Below are 20872 nucleotides of genomic sequence, written 5' to 3' on the forward strand. Positions count from 1 at the left end.
ACCAAGTCAGGGCAGTTCCAGTGTTCCGTCGGCATCTGTCGTTAGTAAGTCGTGTCCTTTCAGAACACGATCGAAACCTTGCTGGAATGAGTCGGTCTCGCTACAGTGACTCCACTCACACCTGGCTCCGACGCAGCTACTGGGCGTCAGGTCGTATCACCGCAGATCAGCGAAGGTCATTGGAGACACCCGTTCCCGAAGGGATGGACAGATGTCCGTACCGCAATACCGAAAGGCTGCGGCGGTCGCGCTCGTGGCCGGCCTGGGGCTCAGCCTCACGGCGTGCTCCACGAAGAGTGACGACAAGGGCGCGACCGCCGGCGGCAAGGTCACCATCACGGTGGACTGCCAGCCGGTCGGTGCCCAGAAAGAGCTGCTGAAGAACTGGAACGACGACGTCGCCGAGTTCCAGAAGCAGAACCCGGACATCGTCATCAAGAGCGTCAGCGTTGGCGAGCAGTGCAACAACCCGCCGGACTTCACCGCCCGTCTGGCCGGCGGCACCGTGACCGACGTGTTCTACGGGTACATGACCGACCTCCAGCAGGTGCTCGACTCCGGTCAGGCGATGGACATCAGCCAGCACGTCAACAAGGACGCGATTCCGACCTGGGACAGCGTCGACCCGGCGCTCAAGGAGGTCTTCAGCGACGGCGGCAAGCTCTACGCCGTTCCGGTGAAGAACTACTCGATGGGCCTGGTCTACAACAAGGTCCTGTTCCAGCAGGCCGGGCTCGACGTGAACAACCCCCCGAAGACCTGGGCCGACGTCCGGGCCGCCGCCAAGAAGATCTCCGCGCTCGGCAACGGCATCGCTGGCTACTCCGAGTACAGCGCCGGCAACACCGGCGGCTGGCACTTCACCTCCCTGCTCTACTCGCAGGGCGGCCGGGTGCTCAGCGAGGACGGCAAGAAGGCCGACTTCAACAACCCGATGGGCAAGCAGGTCCTGCAGAACCTCAAGGACATGCGGTACGGCGACAACAGCATGGGCGCCCGTCAGCTGCTCCAGTGGGGCGACCTGCTGACGAACGCCGGCGCTGGCAAGGTCGGCATGTTCATCGGAGCGCCGGACGCCACCCAGGCGATCGTCAGCCAGTTCCAGGGCAAGTTCCAGGACTGGGCGATGGCTCCGCTGCCCGGCCAGGACGGCGCGGCGAAGGGGACCCTCGGTGGTGGCGAGGGTTACTTCTTCAAGAAGGACCTCACTCCCGAGCAGGTCAAGGCCGGTCTGAAGTGGATCGCGTACCAGAAGCTCACCCCGGGCAAGGGCCAGTTCGACTACGTCCGGGCCAAGCCGCAGAACTATCCGGTGGGTCTGCCCCAGCCGCTGCTCTTCGCCAACGGCAGCGACGCGCAGAAGCAGGAGCTGGAGCTGCGCAAGGCGAACGCGAACGTCGACACGGCGAACTTCGCGCTCTTCGAGGCGACCCCGGTCCCGATCAAGGGTGAGCCGCGCAACGCCCAGGCCATCTATGCGGTGCTCGACGCCGCGATGTCGGGTGTGCTGACCAACCCGAACTCGAACATCGACGCCCTGCTCAAGACCGCCGAGGAGAAGGTCAACCAGCTCCTCGCCGCCGAGAGCTGACCGCTCGTGTGGGGGTCGGGACGCCGACCCGACCCCCACGCCACTCGCACCACGCCTCGACGTCACCGACTCACCCAGGAGTTGCCTTGGCGATCACCACCGTCCCGGAGACCCCCAGGAAACCGGGCCGTCCGCCGTCGCCGTACTCGGCGAGGCCGCAGCGCACGGGCCTCGGCCGCAAGGTACGGGACAACCTCACCGGGCACGCGTTCCTGATCGGTGCGGTGCTCTGCTTCGTCGTCTTCTCCTGGTACCCGATGGTCCGCGGCATCGTCATGAGCTTCCAGCGGACCCGGCGCGGCGAGACCACCTGGGTGGGCTGGGACAACTACACCCGTCTCATCGCCGACCCGAGCTTCTGGCCCGCGTGGAAGAACACGTTCTACTTCACCGGGCTGGCGCTCGTCCTCGGGTACGCGGTGCCGTTCTTCGTGGCGATCCTGCTCAACGAGTTCCGCCACGGCAAGGGCTACCTGCGGATCCTGGTGTACCTGCCGGTGATGCTGCCGCCGGCCTCCGCGCTGTTCCTCTTCAAGTTCTACGCGTACGACCCCAGCGAGGCGGGGCTCTTCAACGCGATCCTCAAGGCGTTGCACCTGCCCACCTCGCAGTGGATGCAGTCGCCCGAGATGACGATGCCGGCGATGGTGGTCGCGTCGACCTGGATGAACATGGGCGGCGCGGTGCTCATCTACCTGGCGTCGCTGCAGAACATTCCCGGCGAGCTCTACGAGGCCGCCGAACTCGACGGCGCCGGAATCTGGCGGCGGATCCGTCACGTGACCATCCCGCAGACCCGGTTGATCCTCGCGCTCCTGGCGATGTTGCAGATCGTCGCCACGATGCAGCTCTTCATCGAGCCCCTGATCCTCGCCAACGGCGCGGGCGCGGAGGACTCGGCTACCTCGGTGGCGTACCTCATCTACCAGCACGGGTTCTTCCAGAACGACCTCAACGGCGCCGCCGCCCTGGGCGTGATCATGCTCGTGGTGCTGGCCGGCTTCTCCGCCGTGTACGTGCGGCTGACTGCGAAACAGGACTAGGACGGCGAGGAATGGCACAGGACTCCGCAGCCCGGACCCTCATCTCCCAGACCCAGATCAGCCGGGGGCGTGGCCGGATCATCTACTGGACGCTGCTGGTCGTCGTCGTGGCGGGGTTCACGCTCGTCTTCCTCGGGCCGCTCTACTGGATGGTCACCGGCGCGCTCAAGTCCGGCCAGGAGATCGCCCAGACTCCGCCCTCGCTGTTCCCGAAGGACCCGCAGCCGCAGAACTACATCGACGCGTGGAACAACCTGGACCTCGCCAAGCTGCTCTTCAACACCTTCTACTACGCGATCGGCGCGGTGCTGTTCCAGCTCGTCCTCGACACCGCCGCCGCGTACTCGTTGTCCAAGCTCCGGCCGATCTTCGGCAACGTGATCCTCGCCCTGATGCTGGGGACGCTGATGATCCCGGCGATGGTCCTCATCGTCCCGCAGTACGTGACGGTGATCGACCTGCCGATCGTGCACATCAACCTGCTCGACTCACCGTTCGCCATCTGGCTGCCACTGGTCGCCAACGCGTTCAACATCTTCCTGCTGAAGCGGTTCTTCGACTCGATCCCGGAGGAGTTGATGGCGGCCGCCCTGATGGACGGGGCGACGTCGCTGCGCACCCTGTGGTCGATCATCCTGCCGCTGTCGCGTCCCATCCTCGGCGTAGTGTCGATCTTCGCGGTGACGGCGGTCTGGAAGGACTTCCTCTGGCCGAAGCTGGTCATGCCCTCGCCCGAGACCCGGACGGTCAGCGTCGGCATCTACGCCTTCGCCGGCGGTACGCCGATGAACGTGGTGATCGCCGCGTCGGTCATCGCCGCGATCCCCACGGTCATCATCTTCCTGATCTTCCAACGCAACATCATGTCCGGTCTGACCACGGGCAGCATCAAGGGATAGCCATCACCGGATCCCTCCGCGCGGCGAACGACGACCGTTCGCCCGACACATGACCAGGTCCGGCGAACACGCCGACGTACTGACGCAGAAAGCAGGTGCTCGTGTCCACAGCTGACAGAAGTCCGTGGTGGCGGGGAGCGGTGATCTACCAGGTGTATCCCCGGAGCTTCGCCGACGGCAACGGCGACGGCATCGGCGACATCGCCGGCATCCGGTCCCGGCTCAACCACCTGTCCGCGCTCGGCGTCGACGCGATCTGGTTCAGTCCCTGGTACCCGTCCCCGATGGCCGACGCCGGCTACGACGTCTCCGACTACCGCGACATCGACCCGGTCTTCGGCACCCTGGCCGAGGCGGAGGCGCTGATCGCGGAGGCGCACGAGCTGGGCATCCGGACCATCGTCGACGTGGTGCCGAACCACTGCTCGGACGCGCACCCGTGGTTCCAGGCCGCGCTCGCCGGCGGGCCGGGGGCACCCGAACGGGACCTGTTCTGGTTCCGGCCCGGCCGGGGACCCAACGGCGACGAACGGCCCACCGACTGGGTCGGCGAGTTCGGCGGCGAGACCTGGACCCGCACCACCAACCCGGACGGCACCCCCGGCGACTGGTACCTGCACCTGTTCGCCCCGCAGCAGCCGGACTTCAACTGGGACCACCCCCGGGTGCGGGAGGAGTTCGAGGACATCCTGCGGTTCTGGTTCGACAGGGGCGTGGACGGCATCCGGATCGACTCGGCCGGGCTCCTGGTCAAGGACGGGACGCTGCCCGAGGTCCGACCGGACCAGCCGCACCCGTTCCACGACCTCGACGGGGTGCACGACATCTACCGGGGCTGGCGTCGGGTCGCCGACGAGTACCCCGACCGGGCGCTGATCGGTGAGGTGTGGCTGCCGGACCGGCAGCGGTTCGCCAACTACCTGCGCCCGGACGAGCTGCACGCCGCGTTCAACTTCGACTTTCTCGGCTGCGCGTGGGACGCCGCGGCGCTGCGGGAGAGCATCGACGGGACGCTGAGCGCGCACGCGCCGGTCGGCGCGCCGGCCACCTGGGTGCTCTCGAACCACGACGTCACCCGGCACGTCACCCGCTACGGCCGGGCGGACACCCGGTTCAGCTTCGCCGCCAAACGCGAGGGCATCCCCACCGACCTGGAGCTGGGCACCCGCCGGGCCCGGGCCGCCGCGCTGCTCTCCCTGTCGCTGCCCGGTGCCGCCTACGTCTACCAGGGCGAGGAGTTGGGCCTCTACGAGGTCGAGGACATCCCGTACGCGCTGCGCCAGGACCCGATGTGGGAACGGTCCGGCCGGATCGACCCCGGTCGGGACGGCTGCCGCGTGCCGCTGCCCTGGGCCGGGGACGAGCCGCCGTTCGAGTTCAGCCCCGAGGGTGCCGCCGCGCCGTGGCTGCCGCAGCCGGCGGACTGGAAGGACCGCACGGCCCGCGCGCAGACCGGCGACTCGGCCTCGATGCTGGAGCTGTACCGGGCGGCGATCCAAGCGCGGCGGGCCGAACCGGCGCTCGGTGACGGCACGCTCACCTGGCTGCCGGCCCCGGACGGGGTGCTCGCGTTCAGCCGCGGTGGTGGCTTCACCTGCCTGGTCAACCTCTCCGACACGGCCGTGCCGTTGCCCGCCGAAGCGGAGTTGCTGCTGGCCAGCGGGCCGCTCGACGAAGGGCTGCTGCCCTGCGACACAGCGGTCTGGCTGCGTACCCCCGACGTGGCGGACGGGCCGCGCGCGGCGAAGGGAGCCGACCAGACCTGACCGCTTCGGTGCCGGCGGCCCCGTCCCTGCCGCCGGCACCACCTCACCCCAGGAAGGAGGAACGACGGGCGTACCCCCGCACCCGTCGACGGGCAACGCACCGACACCCACCCCCGAAAGAGGTGTAGCGACCCATGTCCAGAACTGGCACCACACGAGGCACGCCGCCGAGCGGCCCGCCCCACCCCGTCCCCGCCACCACCCGCACCGGTCGACGGCTGCTCGCCGGTGCGCTCGCCGGAATGCTTCTCGTCACCGCGCCGGTCGTCACCCCCACGGCCAGCGCGGCACCGAAGGCCGACCCCTCCGCCGCAGCCGCTCGCGTGGCCATGCTCGCCGGCCTTTCCGCGACCATGACCGCCAGCAGCTACAACCAGAACTACGTCGCGGTCAACGCCAACGACGGCAACGCCTCGACCTACTGGGAAAGCGCCAACAACGCGTTCCCGCAGTGGATCCAGGCGGACCTGGGCGCCACCGTCACCGTGGATCGGGTGGTGCTGAAACTGCCGCCCTCGTCGGACTGGCAGACCCGCACGCAGACCCTGTCGGTGCTGGGCTCGACCAACGGCTCGTCCTTCACCACCCTGAAGGCGTCCGCCGGCTACACGTTCAATCCGAGCAGCGGCAACACCGCCACCGTCAGCTTCACCGCCGCCAGCACCCGCTACGTACGCGTGCAGGTCACCGGCAACACCGGCTGGCCGGCCGCGCAGTTCTCCGAGGTGGAGGTGTACGGCGCCACCGGCAGCACCGACACCCAGGCCCCGAGCGTCCCGGGCAACCTGGCGTACACCCAGCCGGCCAGCGGGCAGATCCGGCTCACCTGGTCGGCGTCGACCGACAACGTCGCTGTGACGGGCTACGACATCTACGCCAACGGCGCGCTGCGCGGCAGCGTCAACGGCTCGACAGTGACGTACACCGACAACCAGGCGGACAGCGCCACCGTCTCGTACTACGTGCGGGCCAAGGACGCGGCCGGCAACCAGTCGGCGAACAGCAACACCGTGACCCGGACCGGCACCGGCACCCCACCGACGGGGAGCAACCTGGCGGTCGGTAAGCCGATCACCGCCTCCGGGTTCGTGCACACGTTCGTGGCCACCAACGCCAACGACAACAACGTGGCCACCTACTGGGAGGGCAACGGCAACCCGAGCACGCTGACCGTGCAGCTCGGCGCGAACGCCAGCCTCAGCCAGATCGTGCTGAAGCTCAACCCGGACTCGGCGTGGGGCACGCGTACCCAGAACATCACGGTGCTCGGCCGGGACCAGGCCTCGTCGTCCTTCACCACACTGGTCGGGGCGGCGAACTACACCTTCAACCCGGGCAGCGGCAACACGGTGACCATCCCGGTCTCCGGCGCGGCCGCCGACGTACGGCTCTCGATCGCCTCGAACACCGGCGCACCGGCCGGGCAGGTGGCCGAGTTCCAGGTCTTCGGCACCCCCGCGCCGAACCCGGACCTGACCGTCACCGGCATGTCGTTCAGCCCGTCCGCCCCCGTGGAGACCAGCACCATCACGCTCTCCGCGACGGTGCGCAACGCCGGTTCGGCGGCCTCCGGGGCGACGAACGTCAACTTCTACCTGGGCGCCACCCGGGTCGGCACCGCGTCGGTCGGCAGCCTCGCGGCCGGCGCGTCGACGACTGTCAGCGCCAGCATCGGCACCCGCGACTCGGGCAGCTACCCGCTGAGCGCGAAGGTCGACGAGTCGAACACCGTCGTCGAGTCCGACGACACCAACAACAGCTACTCCAACCCCAGCCCGCTGGTGGTCGGTGCGGTGGCCAGCTCCGACCTGGTCGCCTCGGCCGTCGACTGGTCGCCGGGCAACCCGCCGCCGGGCAGCACCGTCACCTTCTCCGTGTCGATCCGCAACGCCGGCAACCAGGCGTCCGCGTCGGGCGCGCACGACATCACGCTCACCGTGCTCAACGAGTCCGGCACCGCCGTCCGGACCCTGACCGGCTCCTACTCCGGCGTGATCAACGCCGGTGCGACGGTCGGACCGGTCAACCTGGGCACCTGGACCGCCGCGAACGGCAAGTACACCGTCCGGGTGGTGCTCGCCGTGGACGGCAACGAACTGCCGGTCAAGCAGACCAACAACACCACCGACCGCCCGCTCTTCGTGGGGCGCGGTGCGAACCTCGGCTACGACATGTACGAGGCCGAGGACGGCACCACCGGCGGCGGCGCCGGGCAGGTCGGCCCGAACCGGGACATCGGCAACCTCGGCGGCGAGGCGTCCGGGCGTCGGGCGGTCACCCTGAACAGCACCGGCGCGTACGTCGAGTGGACCACCCGGGCGGCGACCAACACCCTGGTCACCCGCTTCTCGATTCCCGACGCACCGGGCGGCGGGGGGATCGACTCGACGCTGAACATCTACGTCAACGGCACCCTCCACAAGCCGATCAACCTGACCTCCAAGCACATCTGGTTGTACGGCGCGGAGGCCAGCCCGAGTGACTCGCCGAGTGCCGGCCCGCCTCGCCACCTGTACGACGAGGCGAACGTGATGCTGAACTCGACCATCCCGGCCGGCAGCAGGATCCGTCTGCAGAAGGACCCGGCCAACACCACCACGTACGCGATCGACTTCGTCAACCTGGAGCTGGTCGCACCCCGGGCCAACCCGGACCCGGCCCGTTTCCGGGTGCCGTCCGGCTTCAGCCACCAGGACGTGCAGAACGCGCTGGACGCGGTCCGGATGGACACCACCGGCAACCTGGTCGGCGTCTACCTGCCGGCCGGCACCTACGAGACCGCCCAGAAGTTCCAGGTGTACGGCAAGCCGATCACCGTGACGGGCGCGGGCATGTGGTACACCCGCTTCCAGACGCCGACCGGCCAGCAGAACACCGACGCGGGCTTCCGGGTGGAGTCCTCGGCCAGCGGGTCGTCCTTCTCGCACCTGGCCTTCTTCGGCAACTACACCAACCGGATCGACGGGCCGGGCAAGGTGTGGGGTGAGCTGAAGGACGTCGACAACATGACCCTGGACAGTGTCTGGGTCGAGCACACCGTCTGCGCGTACTGGGGGGTGAGCGTCAGCGGGCTGACCATCAAGAACAGCCGCTTCCGCAACACCTTCGCCGACGGGGTGAACCTGACCAACGGCAGCACCAACAACCTGATCACCAACACCGAGGGGCGGTCGAACGGCGACGACGCGTTCGCCCTCTTCTCGGCGACCGACCAGGGTGCCTCGGTCGGCAACAACGGCAACGTGTTCGAGAACCTGACGGCCACGCTGACGTGGCGGGCGGCCGGGTTGGCGGTCTACGGCGGCTACAACAACATCTTCCGCAACCTCTACATCGCGGACATGTTGACGTACTCCGGGATCACCATCAGCTCGCTGGACTTCGGCTACCCGTTCATCGGGTTCGGGGCCAGCCCGCCCACCCAGTTCCAGAACATCTCGATCGTCAGAGCCGGCGGACACTTCTGGGGCTCCCAGACGTTCCCCGCGATCTGGGTCTTCTCCGCATCCAAGGAGTTCCGCGGCATCCGGGTGTCCGACGTGGACATCGTCGACCCGACGTACACCGGGATCATGTTCCAGACCAAGTACAACGGGTCGCAGCCGGAGAACCCGATCACCGACACGGTCTTCACCAACGTCTCGATCAGCGGCGTCCGCAAGAGCGGTGACGCGTACGACGCGAAGTCCGGCTTCGCGATCTGGGCCAACGAGATGCCGGAACCCGGTCAGGGCCCGGCGGTCGGCTCGGTCACCTTCACCAACCTGCGGCTGACCAACAACTACCAGGACATCCGCAACACCACGACAACCTTCACCATCAACCGCAACTGAGCTAGCGCGTGGTCGACGCCGTCGGGAGGGTCCCCTCTTCCGGCGGCGTCGTGCCGTGCCGGCCCGCGCCGGCGGCAAACCGGGCCGCGCCGGCCAGCGCGTCCGCCGCCAGCGAGTCCATCCCGTACGCCAACTCGGTCGCCAGCGCCTCCGGCTCCGGCCGCCCCGCGCCGGCCAGCACCGCGGCCCGGTCGTTGCGCAGGCAGGTCTGCGGGTGCCGGGCGATCGACGCCGCCAACTCCTCGGCCGCCGCCCGCGCCTGGCCGGGTGGCACCACCCGGTTGACCAACCCCATCGTGTACGCCTCATCGGCCGGCACCGGGCGGCCGGTGAGGATCAGGTCCATCGCCCGGCTCTCGCCGATCAACCGGGGCAGCCGGACAGTGCCGCCGTCGATCAACGGCACTCCCCAGCGGCGGCAGAACACGCCGAGGGTCGCATCGGACTCGGCGACCCGCAGGTCACACCAGAGCGCCAACTCCAGGCCGCCGGCCACCGCGTACCCGGAGATCGCCGCGATCACCGGTTTGCCGAGCGTCATCCGGGTCGGACCCATCGGGCCGTCCCCCTCCGGCTCCACCCGGTTGCCGCTCGGCGTGCCGATCGCCGTGAGGTCGGCACCGGAGCAGAACGTGCCCCCGGCACCCCAGAGCACCGCCACCGCCGAGTCCGGGTCGGCCTCGAAGGCCCGGAACGCGTCCGCCAGCGACCGCGCGGTGGGACCGTCGACGGCGTTCCGCGTCGCCGGCCGATCCAGCACCACTGTGCTGACCGGTCCACGCCGCTCCACCCGCACACCCATCCCGCCAGCATGCCCGGCCCGCCGCACCCCCACAATCCCCGTCGATCTTGCACTTCCGGGTGGCGTTATGCGGATTGTGCCCCGGACCCTCGGCGCAGGGCCTGCACGATCGGCGGCGTGGGGGTGCGGCAGGTTTGTCGCCGCCGACCGGTTTGCGACGACGATCGCCGGGAAGTCGGTACTCGTGCGAGCACTATTGACGAAAGTTGAGCAGGACTCCCGGCTGGATGGCGCGGGTGACCGGTTGCAGAAGGTCGTCCTGGGGACGCTGCGTCCGCGCCGGCTGCGCGATCTGCTGCACGGGGTGACCCTCGGGCACCCGCTGCACCCGGCGATGGTGCAGGTGCCGGTCGGTGCGTGGATCAGCGCCGCGGTGCTGGACCTCATGCCCGGGCAGCGCCGGCCGGCCGCCGTGCTGGTCGGTCTGGGCACGGTCAGCGCGCTGCCAGCGGCCGTCGCCGGTCTGAACGACTGGGCGGCGCTCGCCCGGGACCAGCGTCGGGTCGGCCTGGTGCACGCCGCCGCCAACACCGTCGGCATGGCGATCTACGCCGGCTCGCTGGCCGCTCGGATGTCCGGCCGCCACGGGATGGGCCGCGCGCTCGGCTTCCTCGGGCTCTCCACCGTGAGCCTGGGGGCGTACATCGGGGGTCACCTCGCGTACAAGCAGGGGGCGCAGGTCAACCAGAGCATCTCCGAGCTGCACCGGATGACCGACGGTTGGCACTCGTTGGCCGACATGGCGACGTTGCCGCAGCGCACCCTGATCACCCGGGAGGTGGACGACAACATCTCGGTGATCCTCTACCGGCACGGTGACGAGGTGACGGTGATGTTGGAGCGCTGCCCGCACCAGAGCGGGCCGCTCGGCGAGGGCGAAGTGCAGGAGATCGACGGTCACGCCTGTGTGGTCTGCCCGTGGCACGGCAGCGCGTTCCGGCTCAACGGCGGCGAGGTAGTGCAGGGGCCGTCCGGCAACGACCAGCAGGTCCTGCCCACCCGGATCCAGAACGGCGTGCTCCAGACCCGCCTGCCCTGACCATCGGCCGCGACCGCTGCTCTGGTCGGCGGCGATGCTTGTGCACGGACCCCATGGAGCGGGCCGGCCGCGACACGTCGGCGCACCTGGTAACACTCCGTGGCGACCCCGGAGGCAATGACACGCTCGACGCCGATGCCTGTGGGTCATCTTTATGACTCACAGGCATCTCGCTTCCCGAGGAATTGCCTCGGGGCGCTCCCGCTGCGGCCGGGTGACCAGACCGTCGCCACCGTGCTGGCCGGTCGCCGTGGCCAGGCGGCACACCCCCGCACCAGACGCGGAGCCTGAACAGGGCCAGCCGTGCGACAGCGTCGCGCGGGTCGATCTCCTCAGCTGCGTCGGTGGCGGCCGACCGGCGGTCCGTCCGGTACGGAATCCAACCCGTGCTCACCGTTGAACAGCCCGCCTTCGGCACCGGCGCCGGCCCAGCCGTCGTCGCCACTCCACTCGCCAGCGCCGTCGGTAGCCATTCCGCCGCCGGCGGGTGCCGCGCCGCCGCGGGAGGATGCCGTGCCGCCGCCGGCGGGTGCCGTGCCGCTGCCGGTAGGTGCGACGCCGCTGCCATTAGGCGTCATCCCGGTGCCGCGAAGTGCGAGATCGTTCCCGCCCGGTGCCGCGCCACCGGTCGGTGTCGAGGGGCCCTCGATGGCCGCCGCCCGGCTGGCAGCCCACGCGGCCCCGCTACCGGCCGCCCCACCACTGGTCGGCCGGCCCGCCCCGCCAGTGCTCAGCCCTGCCCCATCGCCGCTCCGGCCCGCCCCGCCAGTGTTCCGGCCCGCCCCGCCGCTGCTGCTCCGGGCCGCGCCGCCTCGGGGTCTGCGGGAGGGAGCGGCCAGCCGGGGAGCGCCGGCTGCGGTGGCCGGGCGGCGGCGCAGTCCCAGGACAGCGCCGATCTGGGCGCCGACGATGCTCGCCACGGCCAGTACGGCGGAGACCGCCAGCGGGCGGTTCACCCGATCGACGTCACCGGCCCGGGCCGCACCGACCGTCATCGCGGGCGGCTGGCCCGTCGACTGCGTACCGCTGGGTGGTGCCGGGGTCACCCGCGGGGGTGCGGCCTGCTCGGGTGCTGGCCGGGGCGCGGGCGGCTTCGGCGCCGTGGGCCGGTCGACGAGCCGGCCGGTGGCGTGCTGCCGGGCCCCCTGGTCGGTGGCCTCGGTGGGCAGTCGGAGTAGTTGGCCGGGGCGGATCCGGTCCGGGTCGTCGAGCTTGTTGAGCTTGGCGAGCTGCCGGTAGTCGCCGAACTCGTCCAGGTACCGCTCGGCCACCTCCCCGAGGTAGTCGCCCCGCGCCACCCGGTACACCGGTGCGGCCTCGTCGGTCGCCGCCGGGCCGCCGGGTGCGGCGAGCCCTGCCCCGGCCAGGCCGAGCAGCCCGCCCCGGGCCACCGGCGCGGCAGTGTCCGGTGTCGTCGCGGCGCGGGTCGGCGCGGCCAGCGTGGTGACGGCCGGTGCGCCCGGATTCGCGTACGCCGGAGCTCCATAGACCGCCGCGGCGCTGGCGGCGGCCGGGCTCGCCACCAGGATCAGCGCCACCGAGCCGACCAGCGCGGCGGCGGCCTTCTGCTGGCGGCCCATTCCGGGCAGCTTCGGCGCCGGCCGGCGCAGGGTCTGCGCGCCCAGCTCGACGAGGACGGAGAAGGCGAACGTGGCCCAGCCGAACCAACCCGCAACGGCCAACGCCCGCAGGAAGAGCTGGCCGTCATCCCGGCTGGTCAGCGCGGTTCCCACCTCCCCGAGGGTGGGCAGGTGATCGGGCAGGGGGTTACCGGCGAAGGCGAGCAACGCGATCGGCGCGCCGACCAGCAGCACCAGGAGCACGGCCAGTGCGCCGATGCCGGTGAGGATCCGTCCGGTCCGCCGTACCACGGACCCACCCGATACGGGCATGGCTGCCTTCCTTCCTACGCTGCTGCGGTGATGGCACGTGCGGTCGCCTCGCCGGTGACGGTGACCGTCTTGTCCTGGACGAACGGTCCGAGCATCGAGCGGTGGTAGGTGATGGAGACGGTCACCCGGATCAGGATCTCCCCGTCGACCTCGGGAAAGCTCACGGTGTGGCCGGCGGCCTTCGCGGCAGCCAGGTAGTCGGCGACCGCCACGCGTGCCTGCGGCTGGTCGATCCGTTTCGGGCCGCCCTCGATGGCGGTGGCCCGGTCGATGGCCTGACCGCCGGCCCGAGCCGCCTCGGCGGCCAGGTTCTGGGCCCGTTGCAGGGTGCGGAGCTGACCGGCGCCGTCGAAGGAGAGACCGATGATGGCCAGTACGCCGATCATCGTCACCGCGAGGAAGATGCTCACCCGGCCGTGCTCACCTGCCCGCGCGGGCCCGGCGGCCGACGTGGTGGCCGTCATCGCCGACTCCGGTAACGGTCGAGCGGGGAGGTGAACTGCCCGGTGATCAGCCGTTCACTCGTCATCCCAGGCAGGATGTCGAGGGTGATGTCCCGGAAGGACACCCGGCAGCTGATTGTCACCGTCACCGTGGCGTCCGTACCGACCGAGCTGCTGAAGGCGTCGTCGAACCCGGAGTCCTTGCCGGCGATCGAGCCGGTGAACGTCGGCTCCAGGTCGTTGGCGCAGGCCAGGCCGTGCCAGTCCAGCTGTTTCCGGGCGGCCTCCAACGCCGCCGTCTTGGCGGTGGCGGAACTGCGGGAGATCGAGGCCGCCCGGGCGGCGTCGTGCGCGGCCGCGTCGAGCGCCTCCGCCGCCACCGCGCTGCGCCCGACCACGCCGGCCAGCACCATCAGCGCGATGAACGCGGGCGCCAGCACCGCCACCTCGATGGAGACCGAGCCCCGCTCGGCGGCCCGGGTCATGGCGGGGTCACCCTCTCCACCGTGCCGTGGGCGGTCTGCTGTATCGCGAAGTCCACGCCGGGCACCACGGACAGCGAGCGGCCGCTCACCGTGCAGGTCACCTCGGTCGGGCTGGTCACGCAGGTCGGGCCGGCCTTGTCCCAGCCCACCAGCCAGCCACCGGCGGCTCGCAGGAAGCGGGAGGCGCTCTCCACCCCGGCGCCGTCGGGCGCCTCATAGGTCCGCTGCGCGTTGACGCCACTCTGCGCCGCGTTCAACGCGGTGGAGCGGGCCAGGAAGACGGCCGCGACCTGGATCGAGGCGAAGAGCAGCACCAGGATCAGCGGCATCATCACGGCAAGCTCCACCGGGTTGGCCCCCCGCTCACGGTCGTCGGCCGCGAGAGGGTGCCGGGCGGCGGTGACCGCCCGGCTCCACCTCGACGACATTGCTCGACTCACGCCGGCTACTTCGGGGGCGAGTAGCCCGGGATCTTGGTCATCCAGTCGTTGGCCTTGGTCAGCGCCAACGCGGTGACAGCCATGGCGACGGCGACCAGGCCGGCGATGATCACCGCGGTGGGCACCGGGCTGTCGCCCCGCTCACCGTCGCGGCGCAACTCGGCCAGGCGCGTCGTCAGCACGACGTGCAGATAGCTGAGGATGGACATCGCGTTCTCCTTCAAGGGGGTGGGGTCAGACACGGGTGATGAACGGATAGAGGACGAACCCGAGCAGCACGAAGACGAGCAGCGCGCCCGGGATGTCGAGCTTGCTGGTCACCCCCTCGGCGCGGGTGAGGTTGTCGGTGCGGATCTGGTCGCGCAGCGAGTCGGCCCGACTGCGCAGCGTCTCGTGCACCTGCGCGCCCTCGCTGCCGGACGAGCGCATGATCGCGCCGACGTCCCCCAACTCCGGAATGCCGACCTTGTCGGCGAGGTCGCGGAGTTCGTCCCAGGGCGCGTGCATCTGCATCTGGGCGATCCGCAGCGACTCCTGCAGCCGGTCGAACACCCAGCCGTCACAGACCGCCGCCGCCCGCTCCAGCGACTGCACCGGCCCGTGCGCCGCCGAGAGCTGCAACGCCACCAGGTCGAGGTAGGTGCAGACGGCCTGGCGGAACTCGTCACGGGCGGCATCCGCCTTGGTCAGCACCGCCCGGTGCGCCAGCAGACCGCCCAGCAGCGCCAGGCCCAGGCTGCCGAGCACCGGCACCACCAGCGGGAACGAGACGCCGAGCGCCCACAGCGTCACCCCGAGCAGCGTCGGCGTGGCCAGCCCGATCAGCGTGGAGAGCAGCACCGACAGCGCGTACTGCTCGGGCGTCTGACCAATCAGGGCCAGCTGCCGCTGCGGCGGTCGCAACCAGCGGGACAACCCGGTCAGCGAGTCGAGCCGCCGGGACGCGGGCGTGGCGACCCGGCCGGTGCCCGGTGGCTGGTGTAGCCGGCGCAGCGCCGGCCCGAGCGCCGGTGTCGCCGGCACCAGCTCCCGGACCACCAGGAAAACACCCAGACCGATCCCGGCGCCACCGCAGACCGCGAGAGCCAACTGCCAGTTCACGATCACGCGATCACCTCGGCCGGGTCGGGCGCCGGCAGGAACCGGGCCGGACGTCGCGGCTGGCTCATCGACCGCACCCAGGCCAGCAGGCCGATGAAGGCGGCACCGAGGGCGGCCATCACCAGCTGACCCACCGGCGTGCCGTACGGCTTGATGTACTCGATGTTGATCAGCCCGTACGCCAGGGTCGCCAGGGTCATTCCGGTGAGGAAGCGGACCGCGAACCGGGGCTGCGTGCGCTTTGCCTCGATCTCCCGACGGGTCGCCACCTCGGCGGACGCCGCGCCGGCGATCGAACCGAGCACGTCACCCAGCCGCTCACCCCGGTCCGACAGGTGCAGGATCAGCGCCGCCACCACCTGGTCGCAGACCGGGTCGGCGATCTCGTCGGCGAACGCCAGCAGCGCGGAACGGGCCAGCCAGCCGGCCTGTAGGCGGGCGGCGAGCAGCCGTACCTCGTCCTCGATGCCGGGTGGCACGCTGCCGATCGTGCCGATGATCGACTGCTGGAGACCCTGCCCGGTGCCGGAGACGTCCTTGAGTCGGCGGGTCCACTCGCCGACCGCCTCGATCCGGGCGATCGCCCGCTGTTCGGCCTTGCCCACCCCGAACAGCCACGGGGTGCCGGGCACCGCCACCGCCACCAGCAGGCCCACCACCGGCAGACCGGTCAACAGGAACGCCAGCGCGCCGGCGGCCACCGCGGCGACCAGCAGCGCCTGGTAGGCCCGCTGCTCGGCCGGAGTGCTGCCCGGCCCCCGCCACAGTCGGCTCAGCCCCGGGCCGCCGCCCGGGGTCGGCCCGGGCGGCCGGCGGGTGCCGACCAGCGCGACCACGGCCAGCAGCAACCCGGCCACACAGGCGGCCCCGGAGATCACCGCGATCAGTTCCAGGCTGCCGAGCATCAGGTCACCGCCGGGCCAGTCGGGTCTGCCGGGGCCGCCGCCACGCGCCGGCACCGGCCTCGACCCACCGGGTCAGCAGCCGCGCGTCGTAACCCACCCGCAGCAACTGGTCACGGACCCGCTCCGGCAGGTGCCGGGGGACCGCACGACCGTCCGGGCCGGGCCCGAAGACCGTGGTGGTGGTGATCCGACCGGCTTCGCCGGCCCCGATCACCTCCTCCACATGAGAGACGAACCGGTGTTTGCGCCCACCGATCGCGGTCTCGTCCTCGACGGTGACGTAGACGATCAGGTCGAGCGCGTTGCCGGCCATCCGGCGGGCCTGGTCGACTGTCATCTCCCGGCCGTGCGCCAACGCCAGCTCGACGATCCGTTCACCCACACCCGCCGCGGTACGGGCGTGGATGGTGCACATCGACCCCCGGCTGGTGGTCATCGCCTGGAGCATCGGCACGATCTCCCGGGACCGCACCTCACCCACGATGATCCGCAGGACGCCCATCCGCAGCGACAGCGGGATCAGGTCGGCGATGGTCACCTCACCGGCCGGGCGGCCGTCGAAGCCGCGTTCGCCGTGGCCCTCCCGGGCCTCGAAGCTCATCACCGCCCGGTGCCGTTCCCGGCGGCGGGCCGGGAGCAGCTCCCGACTCTCCTCCAGCAGCACGTACGGCTCGTCGGGTGGGATCTCGTTCATCAGCGCCCGGATGACAGTGGTCTTTCCGGCACCGGCCAACCCGGCGACCATGATGTTCAGACCGGCGCGCATGGCCGCGCGGAGGAAGTCGCGCAGCAGCGGGTCGATCATCTCGTCCAGGTCGTTGCGGCCGCCCGCGATGTCGTCGAGGCTCACGTCCAGGGTGTTGTGCTTGCGGATCACCGCGTACGGGCGGTGGCTGACCAGGAACACCGCTGCCAACCGGCTGCCGTCGGGCAGTTGCAGGTCGAGGGTCGGCTTCACTGTGGACAGGGAGCGCTCGGTCGCGCCCGCCCGCCGGGCCGCCGCCTGGAGGATCTCCACCAGTTCGGCGTCGCTGTCGGCGATCGGCTCGGCCCAGTCCACCCCACCGCCGTGCCGGGTGATGCGTACCTGGTCGCAGCCGAGGATGTGCACCTCCTCGATGGTGTCGTCGACAAGCAGGGTCTGTAGCCGGCCGAGCCCGACCAACTCGGCGGTCACCTGGTCGAGCAGCAGACGTTCCTCGCTGGCGGCCATCGGCGTACCGGCCCGGCGCACCGAGTCCGCGTACGCGGCGACGACGGTGACAGCGAGGCGGGCCCGCTCGGTGTCCTCCTCGTCGACGGTGAACTCCCGGCCGCGCTGCCAGAGGGTGAGCCGTTCGGTGAGTTCCCGGCGCAGCTCCCGGACCACCTGGAAGTCCATTCGCGGCCGGGGCGGCGGCTCCGGCGGCGCGGTGACCGCGGGCATCGGCTGCGGCACGGACTGGTGGTGCCGGCCGTTCGGCACGGCCAGTGGCGGCGCGGTCGAGGTCACGCCGGGTGGCTGCTGGCGCGGATCGGTGGAGACCGGCTCAAACCGCATCCGGCACCCCCTGCTGCACGGGCCACGCCAGGCGGGCCCGTCGCCGCTCCAGGAGCGCCCCGATCGGGACCTCCAGCGCGGCCGCCGCGCGCATCAGCGGCCGACCGGCGCGCACGGTCCCGCCCAGGGCGAGCACCCGGGCGGTACGCGGATCGTGCGGCAGCCGTGCGATCACCGGCAGCTTCAGCGCCCGGCTGATCTCGGCCCGCCCGTGACCGTCGCCGACCAGCAGCAGCCGCAGGGTGCCGGGGGCCACCCGGTGCTCGGCGAAGTCCCGTTCGATGGTGGTGACCACCGCGCGGGTGCCGGAGAGGTCCGGCAGGTGCGCCCGGGTCACCAACAGCACCACCGACGCGGCCCGCAACACCGGCCACGGCGGCCCGGTCACGTGCAGCCGGCCACAGTCGACAAGCACGTCGTAGCCGGGTGTGCCGCGGTCGAGGGCGTCGAAGTAGTCGGCGAAGCGCTGCCAGAGCGGGGTGACGCTGCCGCTCTGGGCGGGGTCGACGAGGCCGGGCAGCAGCAGCCGTTCCCGGTGGGGCGCGTCCAGGTCGACCAGCTGGGACCAGAACCCGGTCTCCAGGTTGCCGTCGCGCAGCTCCCCGACGGCCAGCTCGCCGATGCCGCGTGGGCCGTCCAGTTGGCCGCCGAGGTAGCCGGCGAGGATCGAGCCGCCGGCCGGGTCACATTCGGCGACCACCAGCCGTCGGTGCCAGGCCAGCGCGCAGGCCAGCGCCGAGGTGGTGACGCCGGGTGAGCCCTTCGCGGACACCAGCGCGATGATCGCCATGCTCAGGCCGCCTCGGTCAGCACGACGGCGAGCCGTTCCTGTGCGGCGAGCGCCACCACGGCGGGCACGTCACGGGTGAGCAGCGCCAGGTACAGGACCTTGTCGTCGTTGCCGGGGCTGACCATGTCGATGACGGTGGCCGGGAACCGGGTGCCGGCGGCGGCGGGCGGGTCTCCGTTGGTGCTGGTGTCCGGGGTGCTGACCAGCAGGACCTTGTCGCCGGGGTGCAGTTCACGGGCCGGCACCTGGGCGGTCTTCAGACCCAGCGCGATCTGCTGCTGGCCGGGGCCGAGCAGCGGGTCGTCGGTGACCTGTCCCAGGGTGAGCAGCGTGCCCGGAAGCAGCGCGACAGCTGCCCGTTTGCCAACCACCTCGTCGAGCCGTCCGGCGGGCACCGGGCGCAGCCCCTGCCCGCCGGCGACCTGCACGGTGACCAGGTCCGCGGCGCTGATCTCGCGGCCCACCTCCACCGGGCGGGCCACCGCCAGATAGCTGCCGGTGGCCCGGACCGAGGTGACCGCGAACGCCGCACCCAGCCCGCCCAGGGCGATCAGGAGGACGGCGAGACCGAGGAGCCCGGGGCGGACCCGCCGCTGGCGGACCACAGTGGGCGGGTTGACGGGCGCGTCCACGGATCCGGTCCCGTTGCGGGTCGCGAGGCTCATCGGGTCACCACCTGGAGTTCGTTGATCTGGATCGGCACCGTGCCGCTGTTTCGGGTCACCGGGATCACTCCGCTCTCGCCGCCGCCGCTCCAGGTCACCGTCCAGTACGTGGTGGCGGTTACCTGGTAGGTGTCGGCCTTCTGGTAGCCCTTGTCGTAGCCGCAGTCCGGGGAGGTGCCGCCGGCCCGGTCACCCTTCGGGTCGTACGGGGTGCCGGGGCCGTCGCAGGAGACCTGCTCCTGGTTGCCCATGTCCCAGACGATCTCGCGGACCTTCGCCTCGATGGAGACGGTCACGTCCCGGTCGGACGCGGACGCGGTCAGCGGCCCGAAGTAGCTGGTGCTCGGTGCCGCCCACATCCACACGGGCAGGCCGACGAGTCCGGGGCCGATGCTCTTGCGGGGCGCGACCCTGAGCGGCGCCGGGAGCAGCTTGATCGACGCCAGGGCGCGGCGGGCCAGCTCCTCCGGGTTCGGCGGTGCGCCGAAGCCGGCCGGCGGGTCGGCCAGCGTCACCACGTCCTGGGCACCGAGGTCGCCGCCGTTGCAGGTCTGCAGGTACCACTGCTCGCCCTCGGGTGGCTCGGTCGGCCCCTCGGTCAGCTTGTAGTAGCACCCGTCGCCGTTGTTGAACCAGCCCAGGTCCTCGTCGTAGCAGGGAATGGTCCGCCCGTTCCACTGGCAGACACCGCCCCCGCCGCCACCGCCGTCTCCACCCCCACCGTCGTCTCCGCCGCCGGGACCGCCCGGGTTGCCGGGTTCGTCGTCCCAGACGCTGCAGTCGGGCTGATCGGGCGGGCAACCGGCCCCCGGGTCGGCCCGTCGAGCGGCGGTGGCCGGCAGTGTGGCACCGAGCACCAGCAGGAGTGCGAGGCCGATCCCGGCGAGTGCCCGCCGGGTTGTCCCGGACCGGGTCAGCACGGCTGGTCCCGGTGCGTCGCGCCATAGTTGATCAACCAGCGGCCGTCCGGGTACCGGGTTGCGGTGGCGGTGGAGAGGTGCCGGCCGCCGCCGCTGCCCGGCACGGGACGTTTGTCCTTGGCGTAGACCAGCCGGTAGCCGGTCGTGTCGAGACAGTCCTGAATCTCCACGGTGGCCGGTTTCGCGTCCAGGCTGACGGCGGTCACGGTCGGGTCGGACTTCACCGTTCCGGTACGCATGGCGCCGTGCTCCTTAGCCTCGCGAATGGACACCCGGACCCGAGTCAGAAGTGGATCAGCGAGAAACCGGGACAGTTCCGGCGAACGCGGATCACTGCGTTGGCCCGCCTTACGGGAGGCCGTGAGATAACCGGAGTACGCGTCAAGCGCCGCCTTTTCGGCAGCGTGCCGGTCGACGTCGGGATTGGTCCGGTGCCCGTCGTCGCGTGCCGCGGTCGGCCGTTCGACAGTTTCCCGTCCGTTGGCGCAGGCGGTGGCCGGTATTGCCGCCACGATCGCCAGCAGGCAGATTGCCGCTCTTCTGAGCTGCCGTCCGCGCACCGTCGAGCCTCCTCGTGGTCGCCCGGGGCGGTGACTGTTCACCGCCGCCGGGCATGCGGAAGCGCGCCCGGATCAGCACATCCGGAGCCGTTCATTGCGCTTCGGCATTCACCGTTACGGATCTTTTGCGAATTCAGGTTCCTGTGTCGTCCGATGGC

At 70.9% G+C, this 20872-nt stretch carries 17 protein-coding genes and 2 pseudogenes; 6 read left to right on the forward strand and 13 right to left on the reverse strand.

Translation table 11 applies throughout. The features are described from left to right. Window positions 1-211: 211 nt before the first annotated feature. From IF22_RS0114715 to IF22_RS0114735, 5 genes are all read left to right on the forward strand, one after another. A complete protein-coding gene (locus IF22_RS0114715; protein ID WP_030332252.1) occupies window positions 212-1591 on the forward strand; it encodes an ABC transporter substrate-binding protein in 1380 nt (459 codons plus the stop codon). Between the two features lie 86 nt (window positions 1592-1677). Beyond that, window positions 1678-2634, forward strand: a complete 957-nt coding sequence (locus IF22_RS0114720) for a carbohydrate ABC transporter permease (protein ID WP_030332254.1) — start codon at window positions 1678-1680, stop codon at window positions 2632-2634. Between the two features lie 11 nt (window positions 2635-2645). Further along, complete coding sequence (locus IF22_RS0114725) at window positions 2646-3533, forward strand: carbohydrate ABC transporter permease (protein WP_030332256.1); 888 nt, start codon at window positions 2646-2648, stop codon at window positions 3531-3533. Window positions 3534-3634: 101 nt separating this feature from the next. Beyond that, window positions 3635-5299 (forward strand): glycoside hydrolase family 13 protein, encoded by a 1665-nt coding sequence (locus IF22_RS0114730; RefSeq protein WP_036411527.1) that lies wholly within the window; start codon window positions 3635-3637, stop codon window positions 5297-5299. 134 nt (window positions 5300-5433) lie between these two features. Next, the gene (locus IF22_RS0114735; RefSeq protein WP_081883827.1) at window positions 5434-9132 is read left to right on the forward strand and encodes a discoidin domain-containing protein; all 3699 of its coding nucleotides are present in this window, start codon (window positions 5434-5436) and stop codon (window positions 9130-9132) included. Between the two features lies 1 nt (window position 9133). Here IF22_RS0114735 and IF22_RS0114740 read toward each other — a convergent pair whose 3' ends face one another. Further along, a complete protein-coding gene (locus IF22_RS0114740; RefSeq protein WP_051708473.1) occupies window positions 9134-9934 on the reverse strand; it encodes a crotonase/enoyl-CoA hydratase family protein in 801 nt (266 codons plus the stop codon). A gap of 184 nt (window positions 9935-10118) precedes the next feature. On the opposite strand from IF22_RS0114740, the gene IF22_RS0114745 reads away from it, so the two are divergent. Then, window positions 10119-10973 (forward strand): Rieske (2Fe-2S) protein, encoded by an 855-nt coding sequence (locus IF22_RS0114745; protein WP_030332264.1) that lies wholly within the window; start codon window positions 10119-10121, stop codon window positions 10971-10973. A gap of 824 nt (window positions 10974-11797) precedes the next feature. Here IF22_RS0114745 and IF22_RS0114750 read toward each other — a convergent pair. The 12 genes and pseudogenes from IF22_RS0114750 to IF22_RS0114805 form a co-directional block, all read right to left on the reverse strand. Beyond that, window positions 11798-12865: pseudogene (locus IF22_RS0114750) on the reverse strand (LysM peptidoglycan-binding domain-containing protein); the annotation flags it as partial. Between the two features lie 14 nt (window positions 12866-12879). Next, complete coding sequence (locus IF22_RS0114755) at window positions 12880-13329, reverse strand: pilus assembly protein TadG-related protein (RefSeq protein ID WP_030332268.1); 450 nt, start codon at window positions 13327-13329, stop codon at window positions 12880-12882. Continuing rightward, window positions 13326-13793, reverse strand: a complete 468-nt coding sequence (locus IF22_RS0114760; protein WP_030332270.1) for a TadE/TadG family type IV pilus assembly protein — start codon at window positions 13791-13793, stop codon at window positions 13326-13328. The genes IF22_RS0114755 and IF22_RS0114760 overlap by 4 nt, the downstream gene beginning before the upstream one ends. After that, window positions 13790-14221, reverse strand: coding sequence for a TadE/TadG family type IV pilus assembly protein (locus tag IF22_RS0114765; protein ID WP_030332271.1), 432 nt, complete (start codon window positions 14219-14221; stop codon window positions 13790-13792). Before IF22_RS0114765 ends, IF22_RS0114760 begins: the two co-directional genes overlap by 4 nt. 17 nt (window positions 14222-14238) lie before the next feature. Then, window positions 14239-14442, reverse strand: a complete 204-nt coding sequence (locus IF22_RS0114770; protein ID WP_030332273.1) for a hypothetical protein — start codon at window positions 14440-14442, stop codon at window positions 14239-14241. A 25-nt stretch (window positions 14443-14467) separates the two neighbouring features. Further along, complete coding sequence (locus tag IF22_RS0114775) at window positions 14468-15337, reverse strand: type II secretion system F family protein (protein ID WP_030332275.1); 870 nt, start codon at window positions 15335-15337, stop codon at window positions 14468-14470. Next, window positions 15337-16283: pseudogene (locus tag IF22_RS0114780) on the reverse strand (type II secretion system F family protein). The gene IF22_RS0114775 and the pseudogene IF22_RS0114780 overlap by 1 nt, the downstream one beginning before the upstream one ends. Beyond that, window positions 16244-17779 carry a TadA family conjugal transfer-associated ATPase gene (locus IF22_RS0114785; RefSeq protein ID WP_030332277.1) on the reverse strand — a complete coding sequence of 512 codons (1536 nt, stop codon included), beginning with the start codon at window positions 17777-17779 and terminating at the stop codon, window positions 16244-16246. The pseudogene IF22_RS0114780 and the gene IF22_RS0114785 overlap by 40 nt, the downstream one beginning before the upstream one ends. Beyond that, entirely contained in the window at window positions 17769-18569 is an 801-nt protein-coding gene (locus IF22_RS0114790; RefSeq protein ID WP_030332279.1) for a CpaE/TadZ family protein, read from the reverse strand. Before IF22_RS0114790 ends, IF22_RS0114785 begins: the two co-directional genes overlap by 11 nt. Window positions 18570-18571: 2 nt before the next feature. Then, window positions 18572-19234, reverse strand: coding sequence for an SAF domain-containing protein (locus IF22_RS0114795; RefSeq protein WP_030332281.1), 663 nt, complete (start codon window positions 19232-19234; stop codon window positions 18572-18574). Continuing rightward, window positions 19231-20154 (reverse strand): hypothetical protein, encoded by a 924-nt coding sequence (locus IF22_RS0114800; protein WP_030332288.1) that lies wholly within the window; start codon window positions 20152-20154, stop codon window positions 19231-19233. The genes IF22_RS0114795 and IF22_RS0114800 overlap by 4 nt, the downstream gene beginning before the upstream one ends. Beyond that, window positions 20148-20714, reverse strand: coding sequence for a hypothetical protein (locus tag IF22_RS0114805; RefSeq protein WP_030332289.1), 567 nt, complete (start codon window positions 20712-20714; stop codon window positions 20148-20150). Before IF22_RS0114805 ends, IF22_RS0114800 begins: the two co-directional genes overlap by 7 nt. Window positions 20715-20872: the final 158 nt, after the last annotated feature.

The organism is Micromonospora parva (assembly GCF_000718515.1).
In the GTDB taxonomy this organism is placed as follows: Bacteria; Actinomycetota; Actinomycetes; order Mycobacteriales; family Micromonosporaceae; genus Micromonospora; species Micromonospora parva.